This is a genomic window from Alteromonas sp. R7 (genome assembly GCF_055755235.1).
The window spans coordinates 320,911-347,482 of record NZ_JBVTQX010000002.1 but is presented as its reverse complement, the minus strand read 5'-3'; the positions used below and the strand labels follow the sequence as shown (position 1 = coordinate 347,482).

21 protein-coding genes are annotated in these 26,572 nt (G+C 45.0%); 15 read left to right on the top strand and 6 right to left on the bottom strand.

The window, feature by feature from the left end:
• Positions 1–7 precede the first annotated feature (7 nt).
• From AC0J2X_RS04330 to AC0J2X_RS04315, 4 genes are all read left to right on the top strand, one after another.
• Positions 8–322, top strand: coding sequence for a hypothetical protein (locus tag AC0J2X_RS04330; protein ID WP_230633693.1), 315 nt, complete (start codon positions 8–10; stop codon positions 320–322).
• 195 nt (positions 323–517) lie between these two features.
• Positions 518–1,603 carry an efflux RND transporter periplasmic adaptor subunit gene (locus AC0J2X_RS04325; protein ID WP_014948392.1) on the top strand — a complete coding sequence of 362 codons (1,086 nt, stop codon included), beginning with the start codon at positions 518–520 and terminating at the stop codon, positions 1,601–1,603.
• Positions 1,604–1,612: 9 nt separating this feature from the next.
• Entirely contained in the window at positions 1,613–4,798 is a 3,186-nt protein-coding gene (locus AC0J2X_RS04320) for an efflux RND transporter permease subunit (RefSeq protein WP_081333960.1), read from the top strand.
• Positions 4,788–6,266, top strand: a complete 1,479-nt coding sequence (locus AC0J2X_RS04315) for a TolC family protein (RefSeq protein ID WP_069943791.1) — start codon at positions 4,788–4,790, stop codon at positions 6,264–6,266. The genes AC0J2X_RS04320 and AC0J2X_RS04315 overlap by 11 nt, the downstream gene beginning before the upstream one ends.
• A 106-nt stretch (positions 6,267–6,372) precedes the next feature.
• Here AC0J2X_RS04315 and AC0J2X_RS04310 read toward each other — a convergent pair whose 3' ends face one another.
• Positions 6,373–6,822: a hypothetical protein gene (locus tag AC0J2X_RS04310; RefSeq protein WP_069943792.1), complete on the bottom strand. Its 450-nt coding sequence runs from the start codon at positions 6,820–6,822 to the stop codon at positions 6,373–6,375.
• A 234-nt stretch (positions 6,823–7,056) separates the two neighbouring features.
• Here AC0J2X_RS04310 and AC0J2X_RS04305 point away from each other — a divergent pair, with 234 nt between their 5' ends.
• Positions 7,057–9,183, top strand: a complete 2,127-nt coding sequence (locus AC0J2X_RS04305) for a S9 family peptidase (RefSeq protein ID WP_472995815.1) — start codon at positions 7,057–7,059, stop codon at positions 9,181–9,183.
• A 24-nt stretch (positions 9,184–9,207) separates the two neighbouring features.
• Here AC0J2X_RS04305 and AC0J2X_RS04300 read toward each other — a convergent pair whose 3' ends face one another.
• From AC0J2X_RS04300 to AC0J2X_RS04285, 4 genes are all read right to left on the bottom strand, one after another.
• The gene (locus AC0J2X_RS04300; protein WP_171338474.1) at positions 9,208–9,975 is read right to left on the bottom strand and encodes a transporter substrate-binding domain-containing protein; all 768 of its coding nucleotides are present in this window, start codon (positions 9,973–9,975) and stop codon (positions 9,208–9,210) included.
• A gap of 149 nt (positions 9,976–10,124) precedes the next feature.
• Positions 10,125–11,687, bottom strand: a complete 1,563-nt coding sequence (gene ppx, locus AC0J2X_RS04295) for an exopolyphosphatase (RefSeq protein WP_014948397.1) — start codon at positions 11,685–11,687, stop codon at positions 10,125–10,127.
• Positions 11,688–11,703: 16 nt separating this feature from the next.
• A complete protein-coding gene (gene ppk1, locus AC0J2X_RS04290) occupies positions 11,704–13,776 on the bottom strand; it encodes a polyphosphate kinase 1 (protein WP_014948398.1) in 2,073 nt (690 codons plus the stop codon).
• Positions 13,777–13,964: 188 nt separating this feature from the next.
• Complete coding sequence (locus tag AC0J2X_RS04285; protein ID WP_014948399.1) at positions 13,965–14,471, bottom strand: glycine cleavage system transcriptional repressor; 507 nt, start codon at positions 14,469–14,471, stop codon at positions 13,965–13,967.
• 209 nt (positions 14,472–14,680) lie between these two features.
• Between AC0J2X_RS04285 and AC0J2X_RS04280 the strand changes: the two genes are divergently transcribed.
• The 6 genes from AC0J2X_RS04280 to AC0J2X_RS04255 all read left to right on the top strand — a co-directional run bounded on the left by AC0J2X_RS04280 (position 14,681) and on the right by AC0J2X_RS04255 (position 21,711).
• A complete protein-coding gene (locus tag AC0J2X_RS04280) occupies positions 14,681–16,858 on the top strand; it encodes an ABC transporter permease subunit (RefSeq protein ID WP_061484792.1) in 2,178 nt (725 codons plus the stop codon).
• Positions 16,851–18,410 (top strand): phosphate ABC transporter permease PstA, encoded by a 1,560-nt coding sequence (pstA, locus tag AC0J2X_RS04275; RefSeq protein ID WP_472995814.1) that lies wholly within the window; start codon positions 16,851–16,853, stop codon positions 18,408–18,410. Before AC0J2X_RS04280 ends, pstA begins: the two co-directional genes overlap by 8 nt.
• A 15-nt stretch (positions 18,411–18,425) precedes the next feature.
• Entirely contained in the window at positions 18,426–19,232 is an 807-nt protein-coding gene (gene pstB, locus AC0J2X_RS04270; protein ID WP_014948402.1) for a phosphate ABC transporter ATP-binding protein PstB, read from the top strand.
• Positions 19,225–19,395, top strand: coding sequence for a hypothetical protein (locus AC0J2X_RS04265; RefSeq protein WP_155279850.1), 171 nt, complete (start codon positions 19,225–19,227; stop codon positions 19,393–19,395). The genes pstB and AC0J2X_RS04265 overlap by 8 nt, the downstream gene beginning before the upstream one ends.
• On the top strand, positions 19,383–20,099 hold the full coding sequence (phoU, locus tag AC0J2X_RS04260) for a phosphate signaling complex protein PhoU (protein ID WP_014948403.1): 717 nt from the start codon (positions 19,383–19,385) through the stop codon (positions 20,097–20,099). The genes AC0J2X_RS04265 and phoU overlap by 13 nt, the downstream gene beginning before the upstream one ends.
• A gap of 340 nt (positions 20,100–20,439) precedes the next feature.
• Positions 20,440–21,711: an inorganic phosphate transporter gene (locus AC0J2X_RS04255; RefSeq protein WP_039224609.1), complete on the top strand. Its 1,272-nt coding sequence runs from the start codon at positions 20,440–20,442 to the stop codon at positions 21,709–21,711.
• Between the two features lie 96 nt (positions 21,712–21,807).
• On the opposite strand, the gene AC0J2X_RS04250 is transcribed toward AC0J2X_RS04255, so the two are convergent.
• The gene (locus AC0J2X_RS04250; protein ID WP_014975760.1) at positions 21,808–22,785 is read right to left on the bottom strand and encodes a universal stress protein; all 978 of its coding nucleotides are present in this window, start codon (positions 22,783–22,785) and stop codon (positions 21,808–21,810) included.
• A 334-nt stretch (positions 22,786–23,119) separates the two neighbouring features.
• On the opposite strand from AC0J2X_RS04250, the gene AC0J2X_RS04245 reads away from it, so the two are divergent.
• The 4 genes from AC0J2X_RS04245 to AC0J2X_RS04230 all read left to right on the top strand — a co-directional run bounded on the left by AC0J2X_RS04245 (position 23,120) and on the right by AC0J2X_RS04230 (position 26,533).
• Positions 23,120–24,028 carry a hydrogen peroxide-inducible genes activator gene (locus AC0J2X_RS04245; RefSeq protein WP_014948406.1) on the top strand — a complete coding sequence of 303 codons (909 nt, stop codon included), beginning with the start codon at positions 23,120–23,122 and terminating at the stop codon, positions 24,026–24,028.
• 257 nt (positions 24,029–24,285) lie between these two features.
• Positions 24,286–24,816: an RNA polymerase sigma factor gene (locus tag AC0J2X_RS04240; protein WP_283632259.1), complete on the top strand. Its 531-nt coding sequence runs from the start codon at positions 24,286–24,288 to the stop codon at positions 24,814–24,816.
• Entirely contained in the window at positions 24,816–25,574 is a 759-nt protein-coding gene (locus tag AC0J2X_RS04235; protein ID WP_472995813.1) for a hypothetical protein, read from the top strand. Before AC0J2X_RS04240 ends, AC0J2X_RS04235 begins: the two co-directional genes overlap by 1 nt.
• A 17-nt stretch (positions 25,575–25,591) precedes the next feature.
• Positions 25,592–26,533, top strand: coding sequence for a hypothetical protein (locus tag AC0J2X_RS04230; protein WP_283626761.1), 942 nt, complete (start codon positions 25,592–25,594; stop codon positions 26,531–26,533).
• The last annotated feature ends 39 nt before the right edge of the window (positions 26,534–26,572 follow it).

Below are 26,572 nucleotides of genomic sequence, written 5' to 3'. Positions count from 1 at the left end.
ATCATCGGTGAATAATCATCAGTACATGAAGCAGTACACCATATACGCATTAATTGCGTTGTTGTTTACTTGCTTATCTGGACTTAAACAGGATTACAAGCCGATCACGTTCAAGCATCATTTTGATGCTTCTATTTCCGAATATTCCTTCGAGTTTGATACAGAGGAAAGTGCGCCGGAAGAGCCCGTCCCGCCACAAAATGTTGTGCTGGATTACATTACGGACTCCTTCACGGATACCGCAAAACCACGTCCGCGTGGGCTTTTCAAAACATCCCTTAACTACGCAACGCCGTTAACCCGAGCGCCGCCTATTGCTTAGTTTTTTAGGTTTAGCGGTTATTGGCTACCTAAAAAACACGTTAATTCGATATTCCTAACAACGCACCAGCGCTTTGCTGGATGTTTTTGCGTGCTTAATTATCAGCGGTGAACCTATTTGCTGAAAGCGCGCTAGTGGCATGCTGTCTTTTTATAAGGCATGTCACGATTAGCCTTTTTATTACGAATTTACATTATGAGCAAAAAAGCACTTCTTGCAGTAAGCATTGTTTCCGCACTTTTAGGTGGTTGTGGACATGAAGAACATGCTGCGCATCACGAAAAACTTCAATTCAACGTTACTCATCCTATCGTACAAGACACAACGCTGGTAAAAGAGTACGTCAGTCAGATACGTGCCATTCAACATATTGAAGTTAGAGCTATGGAAAAAGGCTATCTTCAATCGACCTTTGTTGATGAGGGACAAACGGTAGAACGTGGTCAGCCCATGTTCAAAATAATGCCGAACGTATATGAAGCTGAACTACACCGCGCTGAAGCCGAGGCTAAAGCGGTCGAGATGGAGTACAAAAATACAAAGTCGCTTGTTGAACAAAACATTGTTTCTCCTAACGAACTTGCCGTCATAGAAGCACAGCTTCAAAAAGCTCAGGCTGAAGTTGAACTGGCAAAGACTCACTTAGCATTCACAGATATCAAAGCGCCGTTCACAGGCAAAATGGACCGACTGGAAGCTCGAACGGGAAGTTTGCTTGATGAGGGCGAACTGCTCACCACATTGTCTGATATCAGCACAATGTGGGTGTATTTCAATGTGCCTGAATCAGAGTATTTAAAGTACGCGCAGAACAGCGCATCAAATGATCAAACGTCAGTGCGATTAAAGCTTGCCGATGGCAGTATTTACGCGCATCAAGGCGTGATAGATGCCATTGAAGCTGATTTTGATAATCATACCGGTACCATTGAAATGCGTGCGTCTTTCCCTAACCCAGACCAACTGCTAAGACATGGGCAAACCGGTAATGTCATGGTGGATATTGCCTATCCGGATGCTTTAGTTATTCCTCAGAAAGCCACATTCGAAATTCTCGATCAAAGCTTTGTATATGTGCTGGATAGCGAGAACAAGTTAGCAACCCGCCACATTAACATCGCTGCAGAACTCCCTAACATCTATCTGGTTTCAGACGGACTAGCGCCGGACGACACTATTTTGATTGAAGGACTGCGAAGAGTTTCGAACGGCGATGAGATAGAGCCTGAACTTATTTCAGCCAGCGACACATTAGCTGAACTGTCATTGCACGCAGAATAAGGGGGCGCTATGTTTGGAGTTTTTATTAAACGTCCAGTGATGGCCATCATGTTATCGCTGATGATTATATTTTTGGGCGTGTTGTCGGTGTTTAGCCTACCCACGTCACAGTTTCCAGATATTGCTCCGCCGCGAGTGCTTATTTCTCTGGCATATCCCGGTTCGAGCGCTGATGTATTGGTGAAGTCATCGCTGGTTACCATTGAGCGTTCAATCAACGGTGTGCCGGGCATGAAGTACATCGTGTCTGATGCGACCAGCGCGGGTGAAGCCACCATTCAAGTTATCTTCGATTTAGATGTAGATCCGAATCAGGCGCTCATTAATGTGAAAACGCGGCTTGACCAGATCATGAACCGGCTGCCCCAGCTCGTGCAGTTAGAAGGGGTGGTACTAGAGCGGGTTCAGCCTAGCATGTTGATGTACATAAACGTTTATAGCACGGACGAAACGGCTGATGAAAAGTTTCTGTACAACTATTCCAATATCAACCTTATCCCAGAGATACAGCGGGTAAACGGTATTGCCAGTGCAAAAATATTGGGAAGTCGCCAGTACGCCATGCGAATTTGGTTAAAGCCTGATCGCATGCGTGCTTACAATGTTTCTGTAAATGAGATCATGGAATCGATAGACGAGCAAAGCTTGATTGGACGCCCTGGGCGACTTGGCAGAAGCTCAGGCATTACTGCTCAGTCCAAAGAATACGTGCTTATTTACGAAGGACGTTACGACGAGCCTGAAGAATATAAAAATATCATTATTCGCGCCGATTCCGACGGTCGCTTGCTCAAATTAGGTGATATTGCCGATGTTGAGTTAAGTAGTGAATTTTTCGATATTTATTCGAACAAAGACGGATATCCTTCCGCTGCCATAGTACTTAAGCAGAACTACGGAAGTAGTGCCAACGAGGTTATTTCTCAGGTGAAAGCCACTATGGCTGAACTAGAAAAAACGTTTCCAGAAGGCATGAAGTACGAAATCAACTACGATGTTTCCAAGTTTCTAGATGCCTCTATTGAACAAGTGCTGCATACCTTGTTTGAAGCCTTTATTTTGGTTTCCTTGGTGGTGTTCATCTTTCTGGGTGACTGGCGCTCCACACTTATCCCGCTTCTTGCTGTGCCGGTTTCACTGGTAGGGACGTTTTTCTGCATGCAGGCCACAGGGGTGAACATAAACCTTATTACTCTGTTCGCATTGGTACTAGCTATAGGGATTGTGGTGGATAACGCTATTGTTATCGTGGAGGCCGTTCACGCGAAAATGGAAGAAAGCAGCAGCCTAACCCCTTATATGGCGACCCAACAAGTACTGGGTGAAATGGGGGGAGCTATTATCGCAATTACACTTGTGATGACGGCGGTTTTTGTGCCCCTTATTTTTATGACGGGCCCGGTAGGTGTCTTCTATCGCCAGTTCTCTATTACCATGTCATCGTCAATTATCATCTCGTGTATTGTGGCGCTTTCATTAACGCCAGTGCTGTGTGCGATGTTGCTTAAAAACCCACATTCACACACAAGAAAGGCAACGCCATTAAGCAAGTTTATTGATGGATTTAACTATTATTTCAATAAGTTAACCGGTCGTTATACAGGCATTATTAAAGCTATCGTTACACGCCGCAGTGTTACTGTAGTGCTGCTTGCGGGCTTTGTGGTAAGTACCTTTGGCGTTAATCAGGCATTACCTACAGGCTTTATTCCCGGTGAAGACCAAGGGCAAATCTATGCCATTATTCAAACACCGCCAGGCAGTACCCTTGAAGCGACGAATACAGTAGCGCGAGAGTTGCAAAGCTTGGCGCTGGACGTTGAAGGCGTCTCCTCGGTGTCCTCGCTTGCTGGCTATGAAATTCTCACGGAAGGACGAGGTTCAAATGCTGGTACCTGCTTGATTAACCTTGAAGATTGGGCTAATCGCGAACAGTCGGTACGTGACATTATTGAAGAACTAGAAGCCAAAACACACCACTTAGGTGCAGTGATTGAGTATTTCGAACCGCCTGTTGTGCCGGGTTATGGCGCGTCGTCGGGGTTATCATTTCGTTTACTCGATAAAACCAACACTACCGACTATCAAGAGTTCGACCAAATCAACAAAGCCTTCATGGAAGAGCTTGGTAAACGTGATGAGCTAAAAGGTTTATTCACGTTTTACGCGGCCGATTATCCTCAATACAAAATTGAGATAGATAACCAAGCTGCAATGCAGAAAGGGGTATCTATTGGCGCGGCCATGGAGAATTTGAATATTCTTATTGGTAGTACTTATGAGCAAGGCTTCACGCGCTTTAATAACTTCTTCAAAGTGTACACACAAAGTGCACCGGAATATCGTCGTTATCCCAGTGACTTATTGGATTACTACGTGAAAAACGAAGAGGGTGAAATGGTGCCTTACTCGGCCTTTATGAAGCTGATTAAAACCCAAGGCCCTAATGAAATTACACGCTACAACCTTTATACCTCGGCAGCAATTCGTGCAGAGCCTGCAGCAGGGTATACCTCGGCGCAAGCGATAAAAGCAGTTGAGGAAGTAGCGGCTGCAACCCTGCCAAAAGGATATGACATAGGTTGGGAAGGCTTGTCATTTGACGAGGCTAAACGAGGCAATGAAGCCATCGTTATCTTTGCCGTAGTATTGTTGTTTGTATATATCGTGCTGGCATCACAATACGAAAGTCTGCTTCTACCTTTTGCAGTCATTCTTTCACTACCTACCGGTATTCTCGGCTCATTCCTGTTTCTAAAAGGAATGGGGCTGGCCAACGACGTTTATGCGCAGCTTGGCTTAGTTATGCTGGTTGGGTTACTCGGCAAAAATGCCGTGCTTATTGTGGAATACGCAGTGCAAAAAAATCAGCAGGGCTTATCGATTGCTGACGCGGCAGTTGAAGCGGCCAAACAGCGCTTTCGTCCAATCCTAATGACATCGTTCTCGTTTGTAGCAGGGCTAATTCCGCTTGTTATTGCAACGGGGGCAGGCGCAGTGGGTAATAGAACCATTGGTGCTTCTGCCTTAGGCGGTACTTTGTTCGGCACTATTTTTGGTGTGCTGGTTATTCCTGGGCTTTACTACTTGTTCGCCAAACTTGAAGAAGGTAAGTCATTAATCAAAAACGAAGATCATGTCCCTCTTACTGAAACTTACCACTATAACGATGAGGTGCTAAGCGATGACAAATAAAAAGCGATTTACTTATAAGCCGCTGTGGTTAGCGCTTAGTAGTGCGTTGTTAGTACAGGCATGTGCCATCCCTACCATTGAAACGCGAAACCCTAATCTAGATTTGCCAGAGCAGTTTAACGCGAAAGTTTCGCAAGTGGATACTCAGGCTGGTCAAGGGATTAACCAGAGTACACAAGCAAATATTCAATGGAGTGAGTGGTTTAACGACCCTACACTTTCTGCGCTGGTGGAAACGGCGGTTAAGAACAACCAAGAGGTGTCTATATTAATTCAACGCATTAATATGGCGTCGAATGAAGTGTACGCACGGGAAGGGGAATATTTGCCTCGACTCTCTGCGGGGGGAGCCGCTGAAACCGAAAAGGTAGGCGAATATACCCGGGAAGGCGCAGTAGAAGAACAGTTAAATATCAAGGAGGATAAAGAATTTCCCGACCCGCTGGCAAACTTAAAACTAGGCCTTAATGCGTCGTGGGAAATTGACGTTTGGCATAAGCTGAGAGATGCGTCTAAAGTGGCCTCGCTTGAATACTTGGCGTCGGTTGAAAGTAAGAACTTTTTCGTTACCCAGTTAGTATCTGAAGTTGCGCGTACTTACTATGAACTGCTGGCGCTAGATAACAAGCTAGAGAATCTTGACTCAACCATTTCGCTACAGCGCAATGTTATTCACACTATTAATGCGTTGAAAGAATACGGGCGGGCGTCATCGCTACCCGTTGCGCGATTTAACGCGGAAGTGAAGAAAAACGAGAGCGAGCGTTACTTGATTGAGCAGGAAATCCTAGAGAAAGAGAACACGCTCAATCTGTTATTAGGACGCACTCCACAGCCCATTCAAAGGGACAGTAACGTGTTGCTCAGCGCCGAGCTAAAAAGCCCGCAGGTGGGTGTACCCTCTGCGCTATTAGACAATCGCCCTGATATAAAACAAGCTGCACTCACGCTCCAAGCAGCAGAGTTAAATATCGATGTGGCTAAAGCCAACTTCTACCCTTCTTTTGAGCTAAAAGCAGGGGTAGGTTTATCGGCGTTTGATAGTCGTTACTTGTTTAATGTGCCTGAGTCATTGGCATATTCCTTATCTGGTGATGTTTTTGCGCCATTAATAAACCGCAGGGCGATTGAGGCGGTTTATCAAAATGCCAGCGCCGAACAAATTGAAGCGGCTTACGAATATGAACTGACCGTTTTAACGGCGGTAGCTGAAGTAACAAACAGTTTATCGAAGCTTGATAATTTGGAGAAAAGTGCTGAAGCACGGCGTCATCAAATTGCTTCACTCGAACAGTCGATTGATATTGCCAATAGGCTCTTTTCGTCAGCTCATGGTGAATATTTAGAGGTGCTGCTTGCGCAACGAGAAGCACTGGAAGCGCGTAGCGAGTTTATAGAAACTCGTCAGCAGCAAATGGCCGCACTGGTCGATTTGTATCAGGCACTCGGAGGCGGATGGCAATCTTAAAATCAAAAGGAGAGCGCTCGCTCTCCTTTTTTCGCCTTTATCAAAAGCTGGCGGTGAATTTCAGACTCAACGTGTGACAAAAGCAGAACGCATGCGGTGTTAAATGTTAACGCGTAAAGTTAAAGCGGGCAAAAAAGCGCTCAGCTTCGTCACTATCAAAATCATAGCCATTATTCGTCATCGCTTCCAAAGCTTCTTCTACCGTTTCGTAAAAGCCATAAGGAACCTCGGCAGCGTCATAACACTGAGAAATCTGGTGCTTAGTTGTCAGCATAATGTCGGTATCTAATATCACCACGGCAAGAAACGACAGGCCGCGGGTTTTTCTTACCCGAGTTTGTTTTACAAAAATATCAAAGGTGGAAGGGGGCATCAGGCTTTCACCGTAAAGACAGCTTACTTGTGCCCATTTAGTGCCCTTTTCGAATTTTGAAATGTCAGAAGACATCTTTACTACGCCATTTCTCATGGTTTCGTCATTCCACGGTCCGCGCGCTGAGAAGAGCAGCAACTGACCGCTTACGCTACATTCAAACTCGCCGTGTGGATTATTCATGGGCATTACCTTTAAGCCTTATATAGAAGTTAGCACTTTACTGCTATCACGCAACTAACCATTCGGCTAAAGCCAGCGCCCCTGTGTACTGCGCTTAATCGCCTAGCGATGTCGCTCAACGTTTAATCTTTATTGGCTGAATATATTCAGTAATATGGAGACGATAAATGCATCACTACAACGTGATCACCCCATAAAAAAGAACGGATAAGAACAAATAGATTAAGGTGAGATATGTCTTTAACGAGAAATCACAGGTACCCGTCAGTCAAAAAACGGTTTGCTATATGGGCTGCACTATTTAGCGTAGGCACACTAGCTATGCCAGCCACAGCGCTTGCAAGCAATGAGAGAGAATCTCTTACTACCGACTCTGAACGCTATTTTAAATCGGAAGATATTTTTAATTTGGAATACGTGAGCGAAGTTCAGGTGTCGCCAAACGGTAAATATGTTGCGTATGTGCGCCGTTCAAACGACATTATGTCGGACAGCAGTCGAGCGAACGTCTGGCTAGCGTCGGTTGATGGAAAGTCACACCGCCCTTTACTGTCGTCGAAAAAGAGTTACTATTCTATTCGCTGGTCACCAGACGGTAGCCGATTGGCTTACCTTTCTAATGAAGAAGGTAAACCGCAATTGTATGTGCGTTGGATGGATACAGGGCAAACGGCACTCGTAACAAATGTCACCTCAAACCCAAGTAACATCACTTGGTCGCCAGATGGTAAGCATATTGCTTTCACTATGAGCGTTGATGCCAAGGAAAAGCCGCTAGACATTAAAATGCCTAAAAAGCCTGACGGTGCAAAGTGGTCTCCTAGCTTTCAATATATTACCAAAGCGCGCTATCAAGCCGATGGCCGAGGCATTCTTGAACCTGCTTACACCCATATTTTTATTGTTCCTGCTGACGGAGGCACAGCACGACAGCTTACTTCAGGGAACTATCACCACAATGGGCGCTTAAGTTTCTCTCCTGATAGCGACAAAATCTATTTCTCTGCCAACCGCAGTGAAAATTGGGAGTATGAGCCTGTTGAGGGGGACATCTTTTCTGTGGATATGACGGGTAATATCGCACAGCTTACCAACGACAAAGGCCTTGAATCATCGCCTGTCGTATCGCCTGACGGAAAGCACATTGCTTACGCACGCCGCGATGACGAAAAAGTGATGTACAAAAATAGCTATTTATATGTGATGAAGAGCGATGGTACAGATGCTCAAAATTTAACAAAAGACATTGATAATTCAGTGTCTAACTTTCACTGGAAAGATAATAAGCACGTTTATTTTCAGCAGTCGGTTCGCGGTTTAGCGCAGGTGGATGTGGTATCGCTATCGGGCAGCGTAAAAGCCGTAGCTAAGGGGCTGGGCGGTACTACGTTAGGACGACCTTATGTGTTTGGCACTTATCACGCTGTTGATGATGTAGTGGCGTATACCAAAGGACGTACCGATCGCCCCGCTGATTTATATGTCACTACGCGAAACGAGCGACAGCTTACTGCACTAAACGAAGACGTACTAGGTCATAAGCAACTTGGCGAAGTAAAAGAAATTGTCTATCCGTCTTCTATTGATGGCGAAGAAATCCAGGGGTGGTACATTCTGCCGCCAAACTATGACAGCTCGAAAACGTATCCGCTTATCTTAGAAATTCACGGCGGACCTAATCTCGCCTATGGCCCTGTTTTCACTGCTGAACTGCAGCGCATGGCTGCAGAGGGCTACGTGGTGTTTTATGATAATCACAGAGGTAGTACAGGTTATGGAGAACGCTTTGCATTGCTACTTCAAGGGAAATACAGTTCGGAATATGACTTCTCAGACCATATGTCGGGCGTAGATGCGCTTATTGAAAAAGGCATCGCTGATCCAGAGCGACTGTTTATTACTGGTGGTTCAGCAGGCGGCATTGCATCAGCCTATGCCATTGGCCTTACTAACCGATTTAAAGCAGCCGTAGTCGCTAAACCCGTTATCAACTGGTTATCGAAAGTGCTGACTGCCGATTCAGGTCTATATCAAATCCCTTTCCAATTTCCGGGTAAGCCTTGGGACAATGTAGAGCACTACTGGAAGCGCTCACCGCTATCGCTAGTAGGCAATGTAACGACCCCCACCATGCTGATCACGGGAGTGGAGGACAAGCGCACGCCAATGTCTGAGACCGAGCAGTTCTATCAAGCGTTAAAGATTCAAAAGGTTGATAGCGTGCTGGTAAAAGTACCTGGATCGCCGCACGGGATTGCTTCTAAGCCATCTAGAATGATTGGTAAAGTTGAAAATATCTTGGCGTGGTTTAAAAAATACGACAGCGTGCAGTCACAAAGTACGCAAGTTGAAGCTCAATAATTAGTGTGCTGAGACTAAGTGGGGCTAATGCGCCGACTCAATCGGTTCAAGGCCCCATTTTTTTAGTATTCGAGTATATTCGCCATTCGCTTTTAAAATCGAAAGCGCATGTTTAAGTGAGCTTACTTTGTCTTGCTCAGTCTTAAGGCCAGTGGCAACAAAAAGATCAGCACCCAATGCTTCGATAACATATTCGCTCGTTGCGTCGTTAGGGTTAAAGCCTGCGTCGCTGATTTCATACTTTCCTGTCTCAAAATTGGCTAATGCAAAGTCGATGCGCCCCATATACAAAAGCTTCCACAGTAGTGCTGGCTCAGCAACCAAAGCGAGGTTTTTATTTTCTTCAAAACCTTCTTGCTGCAAAAACGATGCTGAGCCATAGCCGCGTATTGAGCCTACTCGGAACTGCTTCGCGTCGTCTAAGGAATTGACGTGTGCTGTCTCTTTCTGCTTTAAGCGGATCAGCGAGGCTTGCATGTGATTTACTGATGAAATCCACTCAAATTCATCTTCCCTGTTCGGTGTTTTCAATAAAGATAGAAGTACCAGATTGGGATTATCGAGGGTTTCTTGTACTGCACGGGCCCACGGCATGTGTTCCAACGAACTGCTAAATGGCAGCAGAGGTTCTAGTGCGTTTGCGAGGTCTACGTTGACGCCTTGTGCTTTTCCATCCTTATTAATCCAGTAATAGGGTGGGGTGACCTCGGTTAGAAAGTAGACATGGTTGGACGATGCGAAGGCAAATGAACTTACAATCAGCAACAAAAAAATCCAGATACTACGAAACATAACTACTGTTAAGAACCTATAAAAAATAACATCAATTGGAGGTTTTAGATAAGGTAATGCTAATGCGTAGTATACCGGTTTTATAGGCAAATAATACTGATATTTGCCTATAAAATGTTCAATTTGAGGTGCTGATAGTCGGTACTTGCTTATTCTACCGCGGGATGTAATTGCTCGATATCAGGAACAACTGTGAGTTTTAAATCAAGCGCTTTCCAGTAGTGGCTTTCTCGTAGCAGGTCAGCTGAGATAATAGGTTTTTCATCTAACCAGCCATCGGGGAAGGTAATGGTCAGTTCGTTCTTTTCTACATTAACAACGAGGTCAGGTACAAAACCCTCTTGGCGTTTAATATTAAGCAGTACACCCAAACGCAGTAACGCGATTAAATGCTTAACCGACTGCTCATCGAAAAGATTAAATGCGGGCAATTCATTGGTTCGAATTTTCTTTCTATGGAATCGCACGAGCGTAGCTAGCAGTAATTGTTGTTCCTGCGTAAACCCAGGCATGTCCACATTACCAAGAATATAGGCGCTGTGTTTTTGTATGCCTCGAGAGTTAATTTGCATGCCGACTTCGTGAAGTAAAGCTGCCCAGCCGAGCATGCTTTTAAAGTCACGCCCTTTAAGTTTCCATGCTTTTTCAACATCGTTGAAAAGTGAAAGGGTTGTATTAAGCACCATAGTGGCTTGGGACGTATCTACATCGTAGCGGGTTGCCAAACTACTAGCGGTTCTGCCGCGAATATCAGCGTGATGAAGCTCATCTTCCATCTGATAAAGCACGCCTTCGCGCAAGGCGGCAGGCGAGTACACCAAGCCTTCAATCTCTAGGGCTTTGAAAACGGCGATAAGAATAGCGAGGCCGCCAGCAATAACCACACGACGATCTTCACTTAAATCTGGGTAGCTTAATTTGTCTATATGCCCTGCGCTTATGAATTGCTTCATTAAATTGCGCAAACTTTTAAGTGTCACCGGAATATCGTGGCCATTGGGTCTGTCTTGCTGACAAAGTATAAACAGCGAACGAATGGTACCAGACGTACCGATACACTGGACCCAGCCCAGTCTGCGATATTTATTATCTATTAACTCAAGCTCTTGCTGTGCAGCCGTGATAGCACGATCAAAGGCTTTTGGCTTTAGCTCACCGTCAGGGAAAAACCGTTTGGTATAGCTTACGCAGCCCATTTGAAGGCTGCGGCAAAGTAAAGGCGTAAAACCTTCGCCAATAACGAACTCAGTAGAGCCACCGCCTATATCAATAACCAGCTGTTGGCCGTCGGAGTGGTTAGTATGTGCAACGCCTGAATAAATAAGTCGCGCTTCTTCTACACCAGAAATGACTTCGATAGGGTAGGGAAGGATATCTTTTGCTGCGCTGATAAAATCGCGGGCGTTACGCGCTCTGCGCAACGTATGAGTGGCGACAATTCTCACGGAGTCGGGCTCAAAACCTTTAAGGCTCTCTGCTACTACTTTTAGCATAGCAAGCCCACGCTCCATCGCTTCATCAGACAAGATATCGTCGTCGTTGAGACCTTCGGCCAAGCGTACTTTTTGTTTAACTCTATGCAGAATCTGCACAGACCCAGCAACAATGCGTGCTACTACTAAGTGAAAACTATTTGAGCCAATGTCTAGTGCTGCGACTTTATTGACTTCGCGGGTTTCCACGTCATTAAAAACTGATTCGTGCTGGGTCATGTACTAATTTTCTATCCTACAAAGTGTCTTCTAGCTTCTTCAAATAGTCATAAATTTCTATCTGAGAACGAAGTTTTTTACGATTTCCCCTGCGAACGTACTTGTTGCTCTGATCCTTGTCAATCACTCGAGCCTTCAGGGTATCTTTAAATTGTAGCTCCATTATATCAACAATGCGCTGTTGAAGACCTTTATCATACACTGGACAACCTACTTCAATGCGGTTGTCCATGTTACGGGTCATCCAGTCAGCAGAAGAGATATACACTTTTCTATCGCCGCCACCTTCAAAAATCATCACGCGAGGGTGTTCGAGAAATCTATCAACAATAGAGATAATTTCGATGTTTTCGCTTATTCCTTTTATCCCCGGATTAAGTGAGCACATACCGCGCACTATACCGCGGATCTTAACCCCCGCCTGGCTAGCCCGGTACAAATCATCAATGAGTTCTTTATCAACAAGGTTGTTAATTTTGAAAGTGATTTGTGCCTTTTGGCCTTGGTTCAAATGCTGAATTTCTTGACGAATTAACGACTGAATTTTGGTTCTGGCGTTTAATGGCGATATTTGAAGATGCTGGAACTTGTAGCGTCGGTAAGGGTATTGAATAAGATCGAATACCGCCACGCCTTCATCGGCGAGTTCTTGATTACGGGTGAATAAGCTGTAGTCGGTATAAATCTTTGCTGTTTTCTCGTTGAAGTTACCCGTACCGAAATGCGCATAGTTCACCAAACTGCCCCGTTCTTCACGGGTCACAATACAAAGTTTAGAGTGAATTTTAAGAGTAGGCACGCCAAGTACAACGCGTATACCTGCATCAGTCATGCGCTTAGACCATTCGATATTTGCCTCTTCGTCAAAACGGGCGCGAAGTTCTACCACAACGGTTACTTTTTTGCCGTTGTCTACTGCGTCAATCAACGAGTTTACAATGCGTGAATTACTGGCAACACGATAAATATTAATACGTATGGTCTTAACATTCGGGTCGAAAGCCGCCTGACGCAAAAACTCGGTGAAGTGTAGGAAGCGATGGTACGGGTAGTATAGTAGTATGTCTCGTGCAGTAATGGCATCGAAAACGGTGTTGTACTTAGAGAATGCCTTGCTGTCGATAGCAGGCAGCGGCGTATGCTCTAAATATTCTCGACCCACATTAGGGAAGCCAATAAAGTCTTTAAAGTTACGATAGTGCCCAGCAGCGTGCATGGTATCTAGCTTCGTTATCTTAAGTCGCTTGCGCAAGTCAGATTTCATGTCCTCTGGCATGTTCGTGTCGTAGATAACACGCACAGGCTCAGCGATAAGGCGCTGCTTCATACTTTCAGACATCTTTTCAACGAAGCTTTCGTCAATTTCTTCGTTGATAGAATATTCCGCATCACGCGTCATTTTAAACGAGAATGCTTCAATTTCGTCGAACTTCACGAAACCGCGGAAAATGTCTTCGATACACAGCTGAATCATGTCATCGAGCATAATAATGCTCTTCTTCTTGCGGCTTTTTTGCGGTGGGATCAGCATAAAGCGCGACATTTCAGAGGTAGGAACCTGAATAACCGCAAATTTAGGATTGCGGTCCTTTCTTCTAAGCGCCACATATAAATACACTGAAGTACCGTTCAAACGGCTAAGTAGGTCGGTCTTCTTATCTATTAAAATAGGTGCAATGTGACGCAGTGCTTTGTTAACGAAGAAGTTGCGTACCCACTGCTTTTGATAATCGTCTAAATCGTCTTTTCGAAGAATATGTATGTTGTAGCGAGCTAGGGACTTAACCACATCCTTATGAATTTGGTCGAACTTTTCAGAAAGCTGGACTACCTTTTTCTGAATAAGCGCCATAAGAGCGGTTTGGCGTTCAGCTTCCTCTTCATTGCCGTCATTTTGCGCAATGGTAATTTGTCGTTTCACGTCAGCGGCGCGCACGCGATAAAACTCATCTAGGTTATTTGAGTAAATACCAAGAAAACGAATTCGCTCCACGGCGGGATTGTTTTTATCTGCGGCTTCTTGCAATACGCGTTCGTTAAACGCAAGCCAGCTTAATTCTTTGGGATAATATAAAACGTCGTTATCCATAATGTCTCAATTCACGTTCATAAAAATGGTCAAAGACTGCCATCAGTCAGTGACACTACTGTGACAACACGTATTCTGGTGCAAGTGCGCACGCATTGCGTTGTGGTTATTCCATTAACTTTCAATATGATGAGTTCGTAATTGTGATACGCGGGATAGTGTATGGCACCACAAATACGCCCTTGTTTTTATCGCTTCGCGGTAATATCCACCACCAAATCGTTAGCCAACGACTCCAGTGAGTCTTGCAATGCGCCGTCGTCAAAATCTTCTGGCACCGCAATTTCTGCTTTTGCTTTGAAAATCAGGCTGCCCCAGTTAGGCGCGCTTTCACAGTGTGAAGCAAAGGTGAGAATATTCAAATTGAACTGGTTTAAAATAGAAGTAAGCTCTTGGACAATACCGGTTTTGTCATTGCCCATTACATCAACCGTCAATTTGGTGGTGTTGTTATTTTCACTGCTCGCTACCGCTACAGATTGCACCGACAAATCTTTAATGGCGTCTAGCGCATCGATTAAGCCCTGTTTGTTCTCATCGGCAACATGTACTTCTACAAAACCGGTGAACATTCCCGCCATATGCGCAAAGCTCGATCCTTGCCAGTTGCCCTCATGTTTGTATACACACTTAGCCAGTGTGTCTACTAAACCCGGCTTGTCTTTACCCATAATGCTTATAACCAATGATTGCATACGATGCTCCTTATTGGGCGTGTAGAGAAAAACTTTGATCGTCTTCCTGTTGGGTAATACCATAGGCGCAGAGTAGGTTGCGCGAAGGTAATGCTTTAAACTTTCACTTGCTATTAGCATAACAAAACTTACACTGCTCACCAGTGCAATTTAGGGTTATTCTTCTTAAAAATGAAGAATTTCGAAAATAAGAATTACTAAACAGCCGCATGACTTTCGACAGCAATAGCACAAACAAAAAACGCCAGCGAAGCGACAGGTGGTCACGCTATGTAGTGACCGGCTTCGGCGGCCTTGTTTTGTTGACGTTAGTTATTCTTATTACCCATCTAATCAGCCAAGCTCTGCCGTTGGCATATACCCCTAGCTTAAATCATCTGTTGAGCTTGAAAACGCCAGATAACGAAAAAATTATCAGCGCAGGCGACATTATTAACAGTCAGCCAATGCTGGTTAGGAAGTCTGACTGTCGATTGGGATTAAAGTTGCTTAAAGGCGATGCTCTGGTAAGTAATCACGATTATATCCGTCCTTGTGAGCATAGACTGTCTTCCCACAGTGTGATGGGAGAGAACTATATCGTAGACGTTTCTCCCAACGCCCAAGTGAGAGTTTTACCGGTTAGATCGTTCAATATGACCGACGGTAGCGCAGAGGATATTGCCACAAGTACGCCGCAAGCGGCGTTGTCGAACAGCATTACGTTCGCGCTTCCCAAAGATGAGTGGGAGAGACGCAGTGACTGGAGCATTGCACTGTCCTCAAAATGGGCAGTGGTTTCTATCGTTCAAGACAATAAAGTGTTTATCCGTTGGGTAAATCGGCTTCGTCCTACACAGGTGGTGGATAAACGGTTTCATAATATAGACAGACTCGTATTGTTACCCGGCAGTCAGAGCGTGTTACTCCAAGTGGATGATGCCCTTTTCCTAAATAGGCTCACGGATGAAGGTGCGTCACTACTGCCAATAGCAGGAAACATCACAGCGTCATTAGATGAGAAGATTGTATTTCCGCTTGCTAAAGACCGCACCTTTTTCCTAATGAACAGCAATACACAGACACTTACTCGTTGGGTGCTGAGCAAAAGCGATAAAGGCCTTACCTTTGAACAAACCTACCAAGTAGCGTTACCAGGAGAGAACGTTAAGGATGTGGCAGAACATGCCAGTATGAACTTAGTGGCTGTGCTGACCGACAAAGCAAGAGTGTTGTTGGTAAACCGTGTATCGGGCGATGTAGTGGCATCACAACAAATAGAGCGTTCTGCTGAGAATATCATTTGGTACGGCAATAAGCTTTATGGCTATTCAGATAGCACCTTATCAGTATGGGAAGGCAAGCACTTAAGCGGTGTTACTACATGGGCCTCTCTGTTTGAACCGCAGCATTACGAAGGGTATGAAACGGAAGAAACCGTATGGCAAACCACCAGTGCCTCTGATTTTCAAGAGGCAAAGTTTAGCCTAACGCCGCTATTAATAGGCAGTATTAAAGCCTCTCTTTTAGCGCTGCTTATTGCTATTCCGGTTGCTATCGGTGCCGCAATTTACACCGCGTTTTTTGCTAAAAGCCGCCTTCGCAACGTTATTAAGCCGGCTATCGAATTGCTCGAAGCGATTCCCAGTGTACTTATTGGCTTCATCGCAGCCATTTGGTTATCGCCAAAAGCTGAGCAGTTTTTATTTTCCTTTGCCTTTTTCCTAATCGTTATCCCTTTTGTGCTTATTGTCGTTGCCCTGGTACAGCGCCCTGTTGCGGAATACTTACCAAAGAAGCTAAGACACGGAGCAGAGCTACTATTTGCTATAAGCGGAGTGTTCCTTTTAGGTTTTATTAGCGTGGAGTATGCGCCTTCGCTTATTTTCTCGATAATGGGGGTAGACGGGTTTACAATGCTTGCGGCTGAGTCCGATAGTCCCATCGGGAAAACGACTATAGTGGTAGCGTTAGCGTTAGGTGTGGCCATATCACCTAGTATCTATTCCCTTGCTGAAGATGCCATAAACGGCGTTCCAAATGATTTAAAACACGCCTCTTTTGCTTTAGGCGCCACACGACTACAGACCTTACTTCATGTTGTGCTTCACGTTGCACTACCGGGTATTGTTGCCGCGATTATGCTAGGTTTCGGCCGCGCGTTTGGTGAAACTATGATAGTCCTTATGGTGACGGGAAATACGCCAATCTCCAGCTGGGGCTTGATAGAAGGTTTGCGAGCACTTACTGCTAACTTGGCAATTGAACTTCCAGAAGCAGATGTATCATCGGCGCACTATCAAATTCTATTTTTCACCGCGTGTATTTTGTTCCTGTTTACCTTCTTGGTAAACACCATGGCAGAGCTATTGCGACAGCGTATAAGAAGTAGGGCGTACTATGGTTAATCGAACAACGTTTGGGTTAAGTGCGGTACAGCGTCAATCGTTAGTCATTAGCTTAACGGCTTTTTTCACCAGCCTGCTGCTTATTGCGCTAGTTAGCGTTCTTATACTTATTAGTTTTCGAGGTACGGCATATTTTTGGCCAGAGCCCATCTATACGGTTACCGGTACGCATCAAGACGGCACAAGGTTTTCGGTGCTTGCGAACCTATTTGATGAATCAACAAATGAGGATGTGACACTTAAGTTCTCAGATGCTCAGCATCCTTATGGCTTTCAAATCCAGTTATCTCGAGTGGAAATAGAGACTTCTCTACTTGCAAGCGAAAGCGCAGAAATAAAACTGTTAGACGGCAGGCGTGTGTTGGCAATTCCTGAATACATCGTCGTGCCATCTAAACCGCCTCAACCTCTTGGTAACATTGACATTGTGCTAGAGGAAGTGGCTCAAATAAGCGCTCAAATTGAAGATTTAAATACGCAACACCTTGCACCTATTCACGAAGCGCTATCTCAATTTGATAAACGTAATGTTGTTGCCGACGCGCCAGCAAGAGAGCGTTTAGTGGCATCGTTTGACGAATACCAAAAGCGTGTGGAAGCGTTAGAAGCAACACGAGCTGAATATACCTTATTGGTAAGTTTTGCTGACGAAACGCCGTTTGTTATTCCCATATCTAGTATTCAAGATGTAGATTTTGTCAGTCGTCTAAGTACATGGGAAAAGTGGCAGGTGGCGTTTTCGGAAATCGGTGTTTTTCTCACCGATTCGCCTAAACAAGCGAATACCTCTGGTGGCGTCTTCCCTGCGTTGTTTGGCACTGTACTCATGGTATTCTTAATGACCATCATCGTAACGCCCTTTGGTGTATTAGCCGCTGTTTACTTGAGCGAATATGCACCTAACACGGCGCTTACCACCATTATTCGTGTCAGTGTAAGCAACATGGCAGGTGTACCTTCTATTGTTTACGGCGTATTCGGCCTTGGTTTCTTTGTTTATACCTTGGGCGGCAGTATTGATGAGCTATTGTTTAGTGACACACTGCCAGCACCCACAATGGGAAGCCCTGGCGTTTTCTGGGCTGCCTTAACCATGGCAATTTTGACCTTACCTGTAGTGATTGTGGCGACTGAAGAAGGCTTGCGCAGGGTGCCGGAAGGATTGAAAGCGGGCAGTTACGCATTAGGGGCTACCAAAATTGAGACTATAGTGCGTACCGTATTGCCTATTGCGTCTCCGGGTATTATGACTGGCGTAATTCTGGCGATTGCGAGGGCGGCAGGTGAAGTAGCGCCACTTATGTTAGTGGGTGCGGTCAAGTTTGCGCCAACCTTGCCCATAGATGGAGAGTTTCCTTATCTCCACCTTGATAGGCAGTTTATGCATTTGGGCGTACTTATTTATGACGGAGCGTTTCACAGCCAAACTGATGGAAAGAGCGCAAGCATGATGTTTGCCGCTTGCTTGCTTTTACTCGTGGTGGTGTTTGTATTAAATATTCTGGCAGTTGTACTTAGAGCGCGCCTGCGCAAACGCTATCTCAAAGGATAATACAGGTTTTGTAACATGTTGAAGTTGTTTGAACACAATACGCTAAACGTTAACGACATTGGTGAAGAACAAACTGCGGTAGAGGTTAAAAACCTCAACCTGTGGTTTGGCAATAAGCATGTGTTAAATGACATCAGCATGCGGATCCCAAAAAACAAAATCACAGCGTTAATTGGTCAAAGTGGTTGCGGTAAATCTACACTCATTAGCTGTTTCAATCGCCTTAACGATTTGTATGACGGTTGCAAATACGATGGTGAAATTATTATTGATGGGCAAAACATCAATAGCCGCAAAGTAAATGTGTCACGCCTAAGAACGAACGTGGGCATGGTTTTTCAGCGACCCAACCCCTTTCCTATGAGCATTTATGAGAACGTGTGCTACGGGCTTAAGCTTCAAGGCGTTAAAATTCGTCGACACTTAGACGACGCGGTGGAAAGCGCACTGAAACAGGCGGCGCTGTGGGACGAGGTTAAAGATCGTTTATTTGAATCTGCGCATGTCTTATCTGGCGGTCAGCAGCAGCGTTTGGTGATTGCTAGAGCACTGGCGTTGAAGCCCGACATTCTACTTCTTGATGAACCCACCTCGGCCCTTGACCCTCTGACCACGCTTTTTATCGAAGAACTGATGGATGCATTAAAGAAACAATGCACCATTATTATCGTGACGCACAACATGCAGCAAGCGGCTAGGGTAAGCGACTACACCGCCTTTTTCCATCAGGGCAGGCTGATAGAATATGCAGACAGCGATACGCTGTTTACTATGCCAGAGAAGAAGCAAACCGAAGACTACATAACGGGGCGATATGGATAAGGTAGCAGTAGGTGTGTGTTCTCACACGGGTTTGTACCGCAATGCAGAAGTTTGGCAAGACGTAGCGGTTTGTCACGATAGTTCTGCCACAGGTAGCGGCACGATTGATTGTCGTTATTCGTTATGCTTACGCCGCGAGGAGAAAACACCATGCGACAGGTAGCCTTAAACACGCATATTTCGGGTACGTTCAATATCGAGTTGGAAAACTTGCGTAACTCGGTATTAACCATGGGGGGCGAAGTTGAACAGCAGCTGGTGGATACGTTAAAAGCGGTAAAGCACAATCATGCCGCTCTGGCTGAAAAAGTGGTGTTGAACGACTTAAAAATTAACTCCATGGAAATTCAAATTGACGAAGAGTGCTTGCGCATTATTGCAAAACGTCATCCTACTGCCAGCGATCTACGTTTAATTATGACCATTTCCAAAGCCATTACCGATATAGAGCGAATGGGCGATGAAATCGAGCGTATAGCCAAACTAGTAACGCGCAATAAGTTGCCGAGCTCAGATACCATTAAGAGCAGCATGTTACTCATTGGCGAGCGCGTGGCCGCCATGATGCGCGGCACATTCGACGCTTTTGCTCGTCAGGATGAGGCTGCGGCATTAGAAGTGTACGACCAAGACAACCGCATTGATAGTGAATACAAGCGTCTGCTGTCGTATACCACCTCCGAAATGCAGAAAAGTACCGATGACATGCAGGATTGGTTGGATGTTTTGTGGGCAATGCGCTCGTTAGAGCGTATTGGCGATAGATGTAAGAATGTGTGTGAGTATGTGGTTTATCTTACTCGGGGTACCGATGTTAGGCATACACCGTTGGAAAATATGCAACAAAAATTGGAAGATTTGACGTAATCCTGTCCAAATGGTCAGTACGATTTTGCGTATTGATATTCAAATATGGATACATGCGAAATTTATTTGTCATAAAACTGAAATATTTGGTGGATTTATCATCGCATTCAAATAATTCCGCATACTTTTATCGTTTTTCAGTGATTTTCGCTATGGCTTCTAACATGATTACGTTATCATGCGCCGCAGCCAAGAACAGATCGTGCAAAATTTAATCGAACCTTATGATAAAACACAATTTGTCTTTAACTTCATTCTCTAGCCTTTGTGGTGAAGAGATCATGCTACTTACTCAAGTAGCGTCCAGCCTAAATCGCGTTTAGATCGGGAGCGATTATCCGTGGAATTTTTTGAAAGTTATGGCCTAATTCTTATAATCCTTGCCGCCGGCGTTGGTTTCGTCATGGCATGGGGTATTGGAGCGAATGACGTTGCCAACGCAATGGGTACGTCAGTAGGTTCTAAAGCTTTAACCATAAAACAAGCCATTATCATTGCAATGATATTTGAGTTTGCTGGCGCCTACCTAGCAGGTGGCGAAGTAACGTCTACCATTCGAAAAGGGATTATCGACTCAACCTATTTTATAGACATACCTGAATACCTTGTATTAGGCATGATCTCATCACTACTTGCAGCTGGAATCTGGCTTGCGGTAGCGTCATGGTTGGGGTGGCCTGTATCTACCACTCACTCAATTATCGGTGCAATCATCGGTTTTACTGCCACTGGCGTCAGCATGGACGCAGTAGCATGGGACAAAGTGGGTGGTATTGTTGGTAGTTGGGTAGTAACCCCAGCTATTTCAGGCATCATTGCTTATCTTATTTTCATGAGCGCGCACAAGCTCATCTTCCAAACTGCCTCTCCGTTTGCAAATGCTAAGCGTTATGTGCCGTTCTATATGGCATTAGCGGGCTTTGTGATGTCGCTTGTTACTATCAAGAAAGGCCTTAAGCACGTTGGTTTAGAGCTAAGCGCTGTTAACGGATATGTGCTGGCGATTGCTATTGCCGTGGCGTTAGGCTTCTTGGGTAAATGGTTTATCGGCCGTATGAAGTTCAGCGGTTCTGAAGATGCAGACCTACAGGCGGCTAACGTTGAGAAAGTATTCGCACTTCTAATGGTAGTAACAGCCTGTTGTATGGCGTTTGCCCACGGTTCAAATGATGTAGCTAACGCTATTGGACCATTGGCTGCGGTAGTTAGCGTAGTAAGTAGTGGCGGCGAAATTAACTCTAGCACTACGCTTGCACCTTGGATCCTTCCTCTTGGTGGTTTAGGTATTGTTGCGGGTCTTGCGCTATTTGGACATCGCGTTATCAAGACCATTGGTCAAGGTATTACACACTTAACACCAAGCCGCGGTTTTGCAGCAGAACTCGCTGCAGCGTGTACGGTAGTTATCGCATCAGGTACGGGTTTACCTATTTCGACTACCCAAACGCTTGTAGGAGCGGTACTAGGTGTAGGTCTGGCGCGTGGTGTATCAGCGCTTAACCTAGGCATTGTGAGAAATATCGTCGTATCGTGGATTGTTACGTTGCCTGCAGGCGCAATCCTCTCGATTATTTTCTTCTACATTCTTAAAGCGTCGTTTGGCGTAGCGTAAAACACAGCGCTTACAAACGTTCGTATTAAGCGAAAAGAATTAAAAAAGGCCGTGCTTGAAGTGAAGCACGGCCTTTTTGTTTGTGGAATGTTTTCTTTAATCAATAGAGATAGGCGTTTCGAAGCCACGGGGTTTAACACCCACAACGGCGCACTTAAGCTGATGGATAGTTTCTTCTGCGGTGTCACCCATGATGTAGCCAGGCACACCTAAACGTGCCACTGTGCCCATAACAATAATGTCGGTATCAAGGGATGTGGTTGTGGCTGCAATTTCTCTTCGAGGGTAACCGTGAACAATGTGCTTCTGAGGTTTCAAATACTCTAATACATTGTCATCCAATTCATTGCCTAGTTCTTCAAGCAATTTGTCTAGTTCCGATTCACGCTCGGCATGGATTTTTGCAAGATCGGTTTCCATTCTATCGTTATCAACCGATATGAAACCGTCTCTTGCTATGTTCTCAGGAACCGCATCAAAAACGTGAACAATGTGTAGCTGTGCAAACTCTAACAAGGCTATTTGGCTTGCGTGACGCAAAATGTCGCGATTAAGATCGCGCCTAATAGACACTTCATGCTGTGGATAGTGATAGTTCAAATCCAGTGCTGCAACTACGTTTTTGTACTGACTGCGAGGCTTGTGGTTAATGATCCAAACCGGGCAAGGGCATTTGCGGAATAAACGCATATCTAAGCTTCCGAATAGCTTATCTAGAAAGCTCTCTTCTGCCCGTTTAATTACTAGATCGATGTTGTTCTTTTTTACATAACGCACAACGTCAATAAGCGGCTGACCTACCGTTACCGCGGTAGACACAGGATAGTGTTTTCCCCAGCTTTCCGCTTGTTCTTTTAACCAATGCTGGGCTTGGGTTTCCATGGTTTGCTGAGAATCAACATAAGAGAAAGACTCCATGACCATACTGGCGTTGGGCGGCAAAGATTCTAACGAAAGCATAATGGTAAGCGAGGCTTGGTGCGCTTTGGCGATATGCAGTGCTTGGGCTACCGTATCATCTTGACGATGAGAGTCGCTTAATACACATAAAATGTTCTTATAATGTCCTTTCATACTGCCCTCAATAGTTAATCGCTCTATTGACTGAATGATACAAGAGCGGGTCTTACTTCGCTGTAAAAATATGTTGCGTATAACGCTTTAATTTAATCCTAACGCTACTTATGGGGGCTTTCCAGCGGGAAATGTCAAATTCTCAAAAGCTTCTTATAGATTGCACAATAAACAGAATTATCTACCTCTTTTTTAGGGTGTTGTGTACGTACAGCTGCGAATAATAGAAGATTGCTCTCGTTAACCATGGGTATCAACCCTAGGCGCTATTTAATCTTTATGTTAGATTAATCCAATATTTTTTAATCCCTTTTTAAATAATTGTGAGATGCCCATGAAATGGCCTAATCTTAAGCACCTGCACTATTTGGTGACGCTACATCAAGAGCAACATTTTCACCGTGCTGCACAGCGCTGTAACGTAAGTCAGTCAACATTGAGTACGGCCATTCAGAACCTTGAAGAGCACTTCGGAAGCCAACTTCTTGAGCGTGAACATAAAACCTTTGTGTTTACATCGTTGGGACTAGATATTGTTGAACGCAGTAAAGTGCTACTTCAGGAAGCGGGAGAGCTGGTTGAGTATGCGCAAAACGCGGGTAATTGGCAGCGAGGCACTTTAAAACTAGGTGTTATTCCAACCATTGCGCCGTTTCTTTTTGAAGGCATGATGGGGGCGTTTTCTGCATTTTTACCCGAGATCAACTTAGAAATGCAGGAAGACACAACGGAGAAGTTGCTACAGCAATTGACCGACGGCAGGTTAGACTTACTTATTCTAGCGTTGCCAATGGAAACACCAGGTTGTAAACAGATGGTCTTAGGGCATGACCCGTTCCATCTTATTGCGCACAAAGATATGGCTGAGCAACTACCTAACCCTGTCGACATTTCAACCTTGCCCAAAAAGAGTATTTTCTTACTTCAGCAAGAGCACTGTATGACCGGGCATGCGGTAAGTGCGTGCAATCTTCAGCACAGCGACCAAATTAGCAGCGTAGCGGCAAGCAGCTTATATACCTTGGTGCAATTAGCGAATAGCAAAATGGGCTACACCTTCTTACCTGAACTTGCGATAAACCAGTCTATTCTTGAGCACACAGGTCTTAAGAGCTTCCCCGCTGAAGAGCAGGGGTTTCGTGAGATTGGCTTAGTATGGCGTTCAGGCACTACGCGTATGCAGCTGTTTCGTCGTATCGGTGAAATTATCTCGCCACTGTTGCCTATTCCTACACTAAAATAACCTTGGCGCTGAGTGCGCTACCTTTCATATTTATCTAAAGCGGTTAAGCCTATAGGTTCAGCCGCTTTTTTATTGCTGACATCAATTATTGTCTTGTGCACCAACCCCAAAGAAGTTCTTCATCCATCGCTTAAAGCACAGTTTCATTGGCGTTATTCCCTAAATGACAATTTATTTATCAATTAAACAAACTTTTTTGCAAAGCTTATCGACTTAATGGTTAAGTAAAAAAACAGAGCGTAAAAACGGGGAACGGCGTGTTTAATAAACGAGATGAAAAACTCGTGGAACAGGCATTAAAGGGTAATAAAAAAGCGTGGTTTACGCTTATATCTCGCTACGAAACCGCTATGTATCAATACGGTATTCGAATGACAGGGAATAGCCATGATGCAGCAGATTTAATGCAGGAGATTTTTATCTCTGTGTTTCGCAGTCTTGCCTGTTTTAAAGGTGAGGGCAGTTTTAAAAGTTGGCTCTATCGCATTGCCCACTGCCGCTGTGTTGAGCTGTATCGCAAGCGAAAGCCGCATTCAGACATTGACGACATACAGGCGCCGCTTTGCGGTGCACCATACCCAGAAATGCAGCTTTATAGCGACCGAGAGAGTAGAGCGTTAACGCAGGCTATGCAGACTTTACCTTTAGGCCAAAAAGCTGTGGTGGAATTGAAATTCTTCGGCCACTTCACGTTCGAAGAAATTGCACAGCAAATGGATATCTCAGTAAATACCGCTAAGTCGCGACTTTACGCAGCCTTGGCAAAGTTGAAGTTGGAGTTGGAATAATGACCTTATATGACAAAGAAGCCTTATTCTCAGCTTATCTGGACAACTCGCTTGATAGCGAGCAAGAAAAGCAGTTTAACGCGTTGTGTGATTCAGATGCTGAGTTCGCGCAGGCGGTAAAAAATAGCGCCCGTTTGAACAGCGCAAGTGCAAGCTTCGTTGCTCCGGCACTTCCCCAGTGGGACAAAGAACAGACCTTTTTTAAGAAAGATGAACCACGTTCGCTGTCGTCTTGGTTTAGCTTCCCAGCGTGTGCCATGGCCATGTCGGCCTGTGCGCTGTTAGCCGTACTCACCGGCGCAAAGCTGTCGTATAGCGATAACGGTATAGCGCTTACGTTTTCAAACAAAAGCGCCAACACAGTAGATGAAATGGTTGAGCAGCGCGTTACGCAGGAAGTTGCTAAAGCTTTAGGTGAGCAACGTGATTTCTATCAACAAGCAAACCAAACACTATTCAAAGAATACGCTCAGGCGCTATCTACACAGCAGCAACAAAGCAGTGCAGAGCTTACTAAGTACTTGTTAGCGTCGAGTAGGGAAGAACGCAAACACGACTTTGCCGAGCTTATTAAATTTATCAACGAGCAGCGTATTGATGATCAAAGATTCTATGCACGCCAATTTACGCGTCTACAGGATGAAATTGATGACATTGAAATAGGGTACAGCGCGGTAAATTTACCTAACAGCCGTTCTGAAGTGCCATTAACCATGCCGTATGAAACAAACAATCCACAGTCGTCGCTAGATGATTAATGTAATTAGGTGAAATTATGAAACGTTTATTAACTGCTTTACTACTTTGCTCTGCTGCTGGTGGTCTTGCGAACGCACAAAGTGCGCAAAAATATGACACGCTATCGAATGAATTAGAAATAATGTCTGGGGTACTCAAAACGTCCTTACGACAAAATGCCGCAACTGATTCTTGGAGAGTGAGTCAAATTGAAACCAGCTATCTTGCTGGGCAGGGGGCGGTATTTACTTTTTCAGTAAGAGGCCAAAGCGGTAACTGGGTACGAGAGATAGAAACGCTGGTAGAAGGATTAGTTGCCACCGTACCACCTGCACCGCCTGCACCACCAGTTCCGTCTGCAAATTCGTTTAGTGATGTTGATGACATTGTGTTTGAAGCAGCCAGAGAGTGGGAAGCTTACGCAGAAGAAACCAGCCATCGTTTTTCTCAGGCGTTTGCTGACAACAATAGTCGCTTACGCGACTTGCGCAACATGCAGCGTGAACTTGCCTGGGAAGCAAGAGAAGTAGAGCGTGAACTGCGAGATATTACCTTTGAATTGCGTCACGCTGACGAGGCGCGAAAAAAAGAATTACTCGCGCAAAAAGAGCAGTCTGGAGAGCAGCTTAAGCAATTAGAAGCGAAAGAAAAAAGCATGAAGGATGAGCTTAAAGCAATTGAAAAAGAGCAGACTAAACAAATGGAGGCGCGTAAAGCGCAGCAGCAGCAAGCTTACAAAACGTTTCTGGCCGGTTTTGAGTCGGGCATGAGCGAGACCTTATGCAGATTTGGGTCAGGCTTACGCGGTCTGCCGGAAAATGAACATATCAGCATGGTGCTGAAAGAACTCGAGATGGACGAGAGCCGCGAGCGCAAAGACCGAATTTATGTATTTACTCGTGCTGATATAGTGCGCTGTGTTCAAGAAAAAATAGACGCGAATAAACTTCTCACCAACGCTAATATTTATCAGTTTTAAATAAATAAGCTCGGCGCACTTATGAACGCTTTGCTTTGT

Excerpts from the sequence above, each read along its gene's own strand:
- AC0J2X_RS04310 (WP_069943792.1), bottom strand. The coding sequence starts at position 6,822 with ATGAATAATCCACACGGCGAGTTTGAATGTAGCGTAAGCGGTCAGTTG.
- phoU (WP_014948403.1), top strand. The coding sequence starts at position 19,383 with ATGCGACAGGTAGCCTTAAACACGCATATTTCGGGTACGTTCAATATC.
- AC0J2X_RS04245 (WP_014948406.1), top strand. The coding sequence starts at position 23,120 with ATGAAATGGCCTAATCTTAAGCACCTGCACTATTTGGTGACGCTACAT.
- AC0J2X_RS04325 (WP_014948392.1), top strand. The coding sequence starts at position 518 with ATGAGCAAAAAAGCACTTCTTGCAGTAAGCATTGTTTCCGCACTTTTA.
- AC0J2X_RS04230 (WP_283626761.1), top strand. The coding sequence starts at position 25,592 with ATGAAACGTTTATTAACTGCTTTACTACTTTGCTCTGCTGCTGGTGGT.
- pstB (WP_014948402.1), top strand. The coding sequence starts at position 18,426 with ATGTTGAAGTTGTTTGAACACAATACGCTAAACGTTAACGACATTGGT.
- AC0J2X_RS04235 (WP_472995813.1), top strand. The coding sequence starts at position 24,816 with ATGACCTTATATGACAAAGAAGCCTTATTCTCAGCTTATCTGGACAAC.
- AC0J2X_RS04315 (WP_069943791.1), top strand. The coding sequence starts at position 4,788 with ATGACAAATAAAAAGCGATTTACTTATAAGCCGCTGTGGTTAGCGCTT.
- AC0J2X_RS04300 (WP_171338474.1), bottom strand. The coding sequence starts at position 9,975 with ATGTTTCGTAGTATCTGGATTTTTTTGTTGCTGATTGTAAGTTCATTT.
- AC0J2X_RS04285 (WP_014948399.1), bottom strand. The coding sequence starts at position 14,471 with ATGCAATCATTGGTTATAAGCATTATGGGTAAAGACAAGCCGGGTTTA.
- ppx (WP_014948397.1), bottom strand. The coding sequence starts at position 11,687 with ATGACCCAGCACGAATCAGTTTTTAATGACGTGGAAACCCGCGAAGTC.
- pstA (WP_472995814.1), top strand. The coding sequence starts at position 16,851 with ATGGTTAATCGAACAACGTTTGGGTTAAGTGCGGTACAGCGTCAATCG.
- ppk1 (WP_014948398.1), bottom strand. The coding sequence starts at position 13,776 with ATGGATAACGACGTTTTATATTATCCCAAAGAATTAAGCTGGCTTGCG.
- AC0J2X_RS04305 (WP_472995815.1), top strand. The coding sequence starts at position 7,057 with ATGTCTTTAACGAGAAATCACAGGTACCCGTCAGTCAAAAAACGGTTT.
- AC0J2X_RS04320 (WP_081333960.1), top strand. The coding sequence starts at position 1,613 with ATGTTTGGAGTTTTTATTAAACGTCCAGTGATGGCCATCATGTTATCG.
- AC0J2X_RS04265 (WP_155279850.1), top strand. The coding sequence starts at position 19,225 with ATGGATAAGGTAGCAGTAGGTGTGTGTTCTCACACGGGTTTGTACCGC.
- AC0J2X_RS04280 (WP_061484792.1), top strand. The coding sequence starts at position 14,681 with ATGACTTTCGACAGCAATAGCACAAACAAAAAACGCCAGCGAAGCGAC.
- AC0J2X_RS04250 (WP_014975760.1), bottom strand. The coding sequence starts at position 22,785 with ATGAAAGGACATTATAAGAACATTTTATGTGTATTAAGCGACTCTCAT.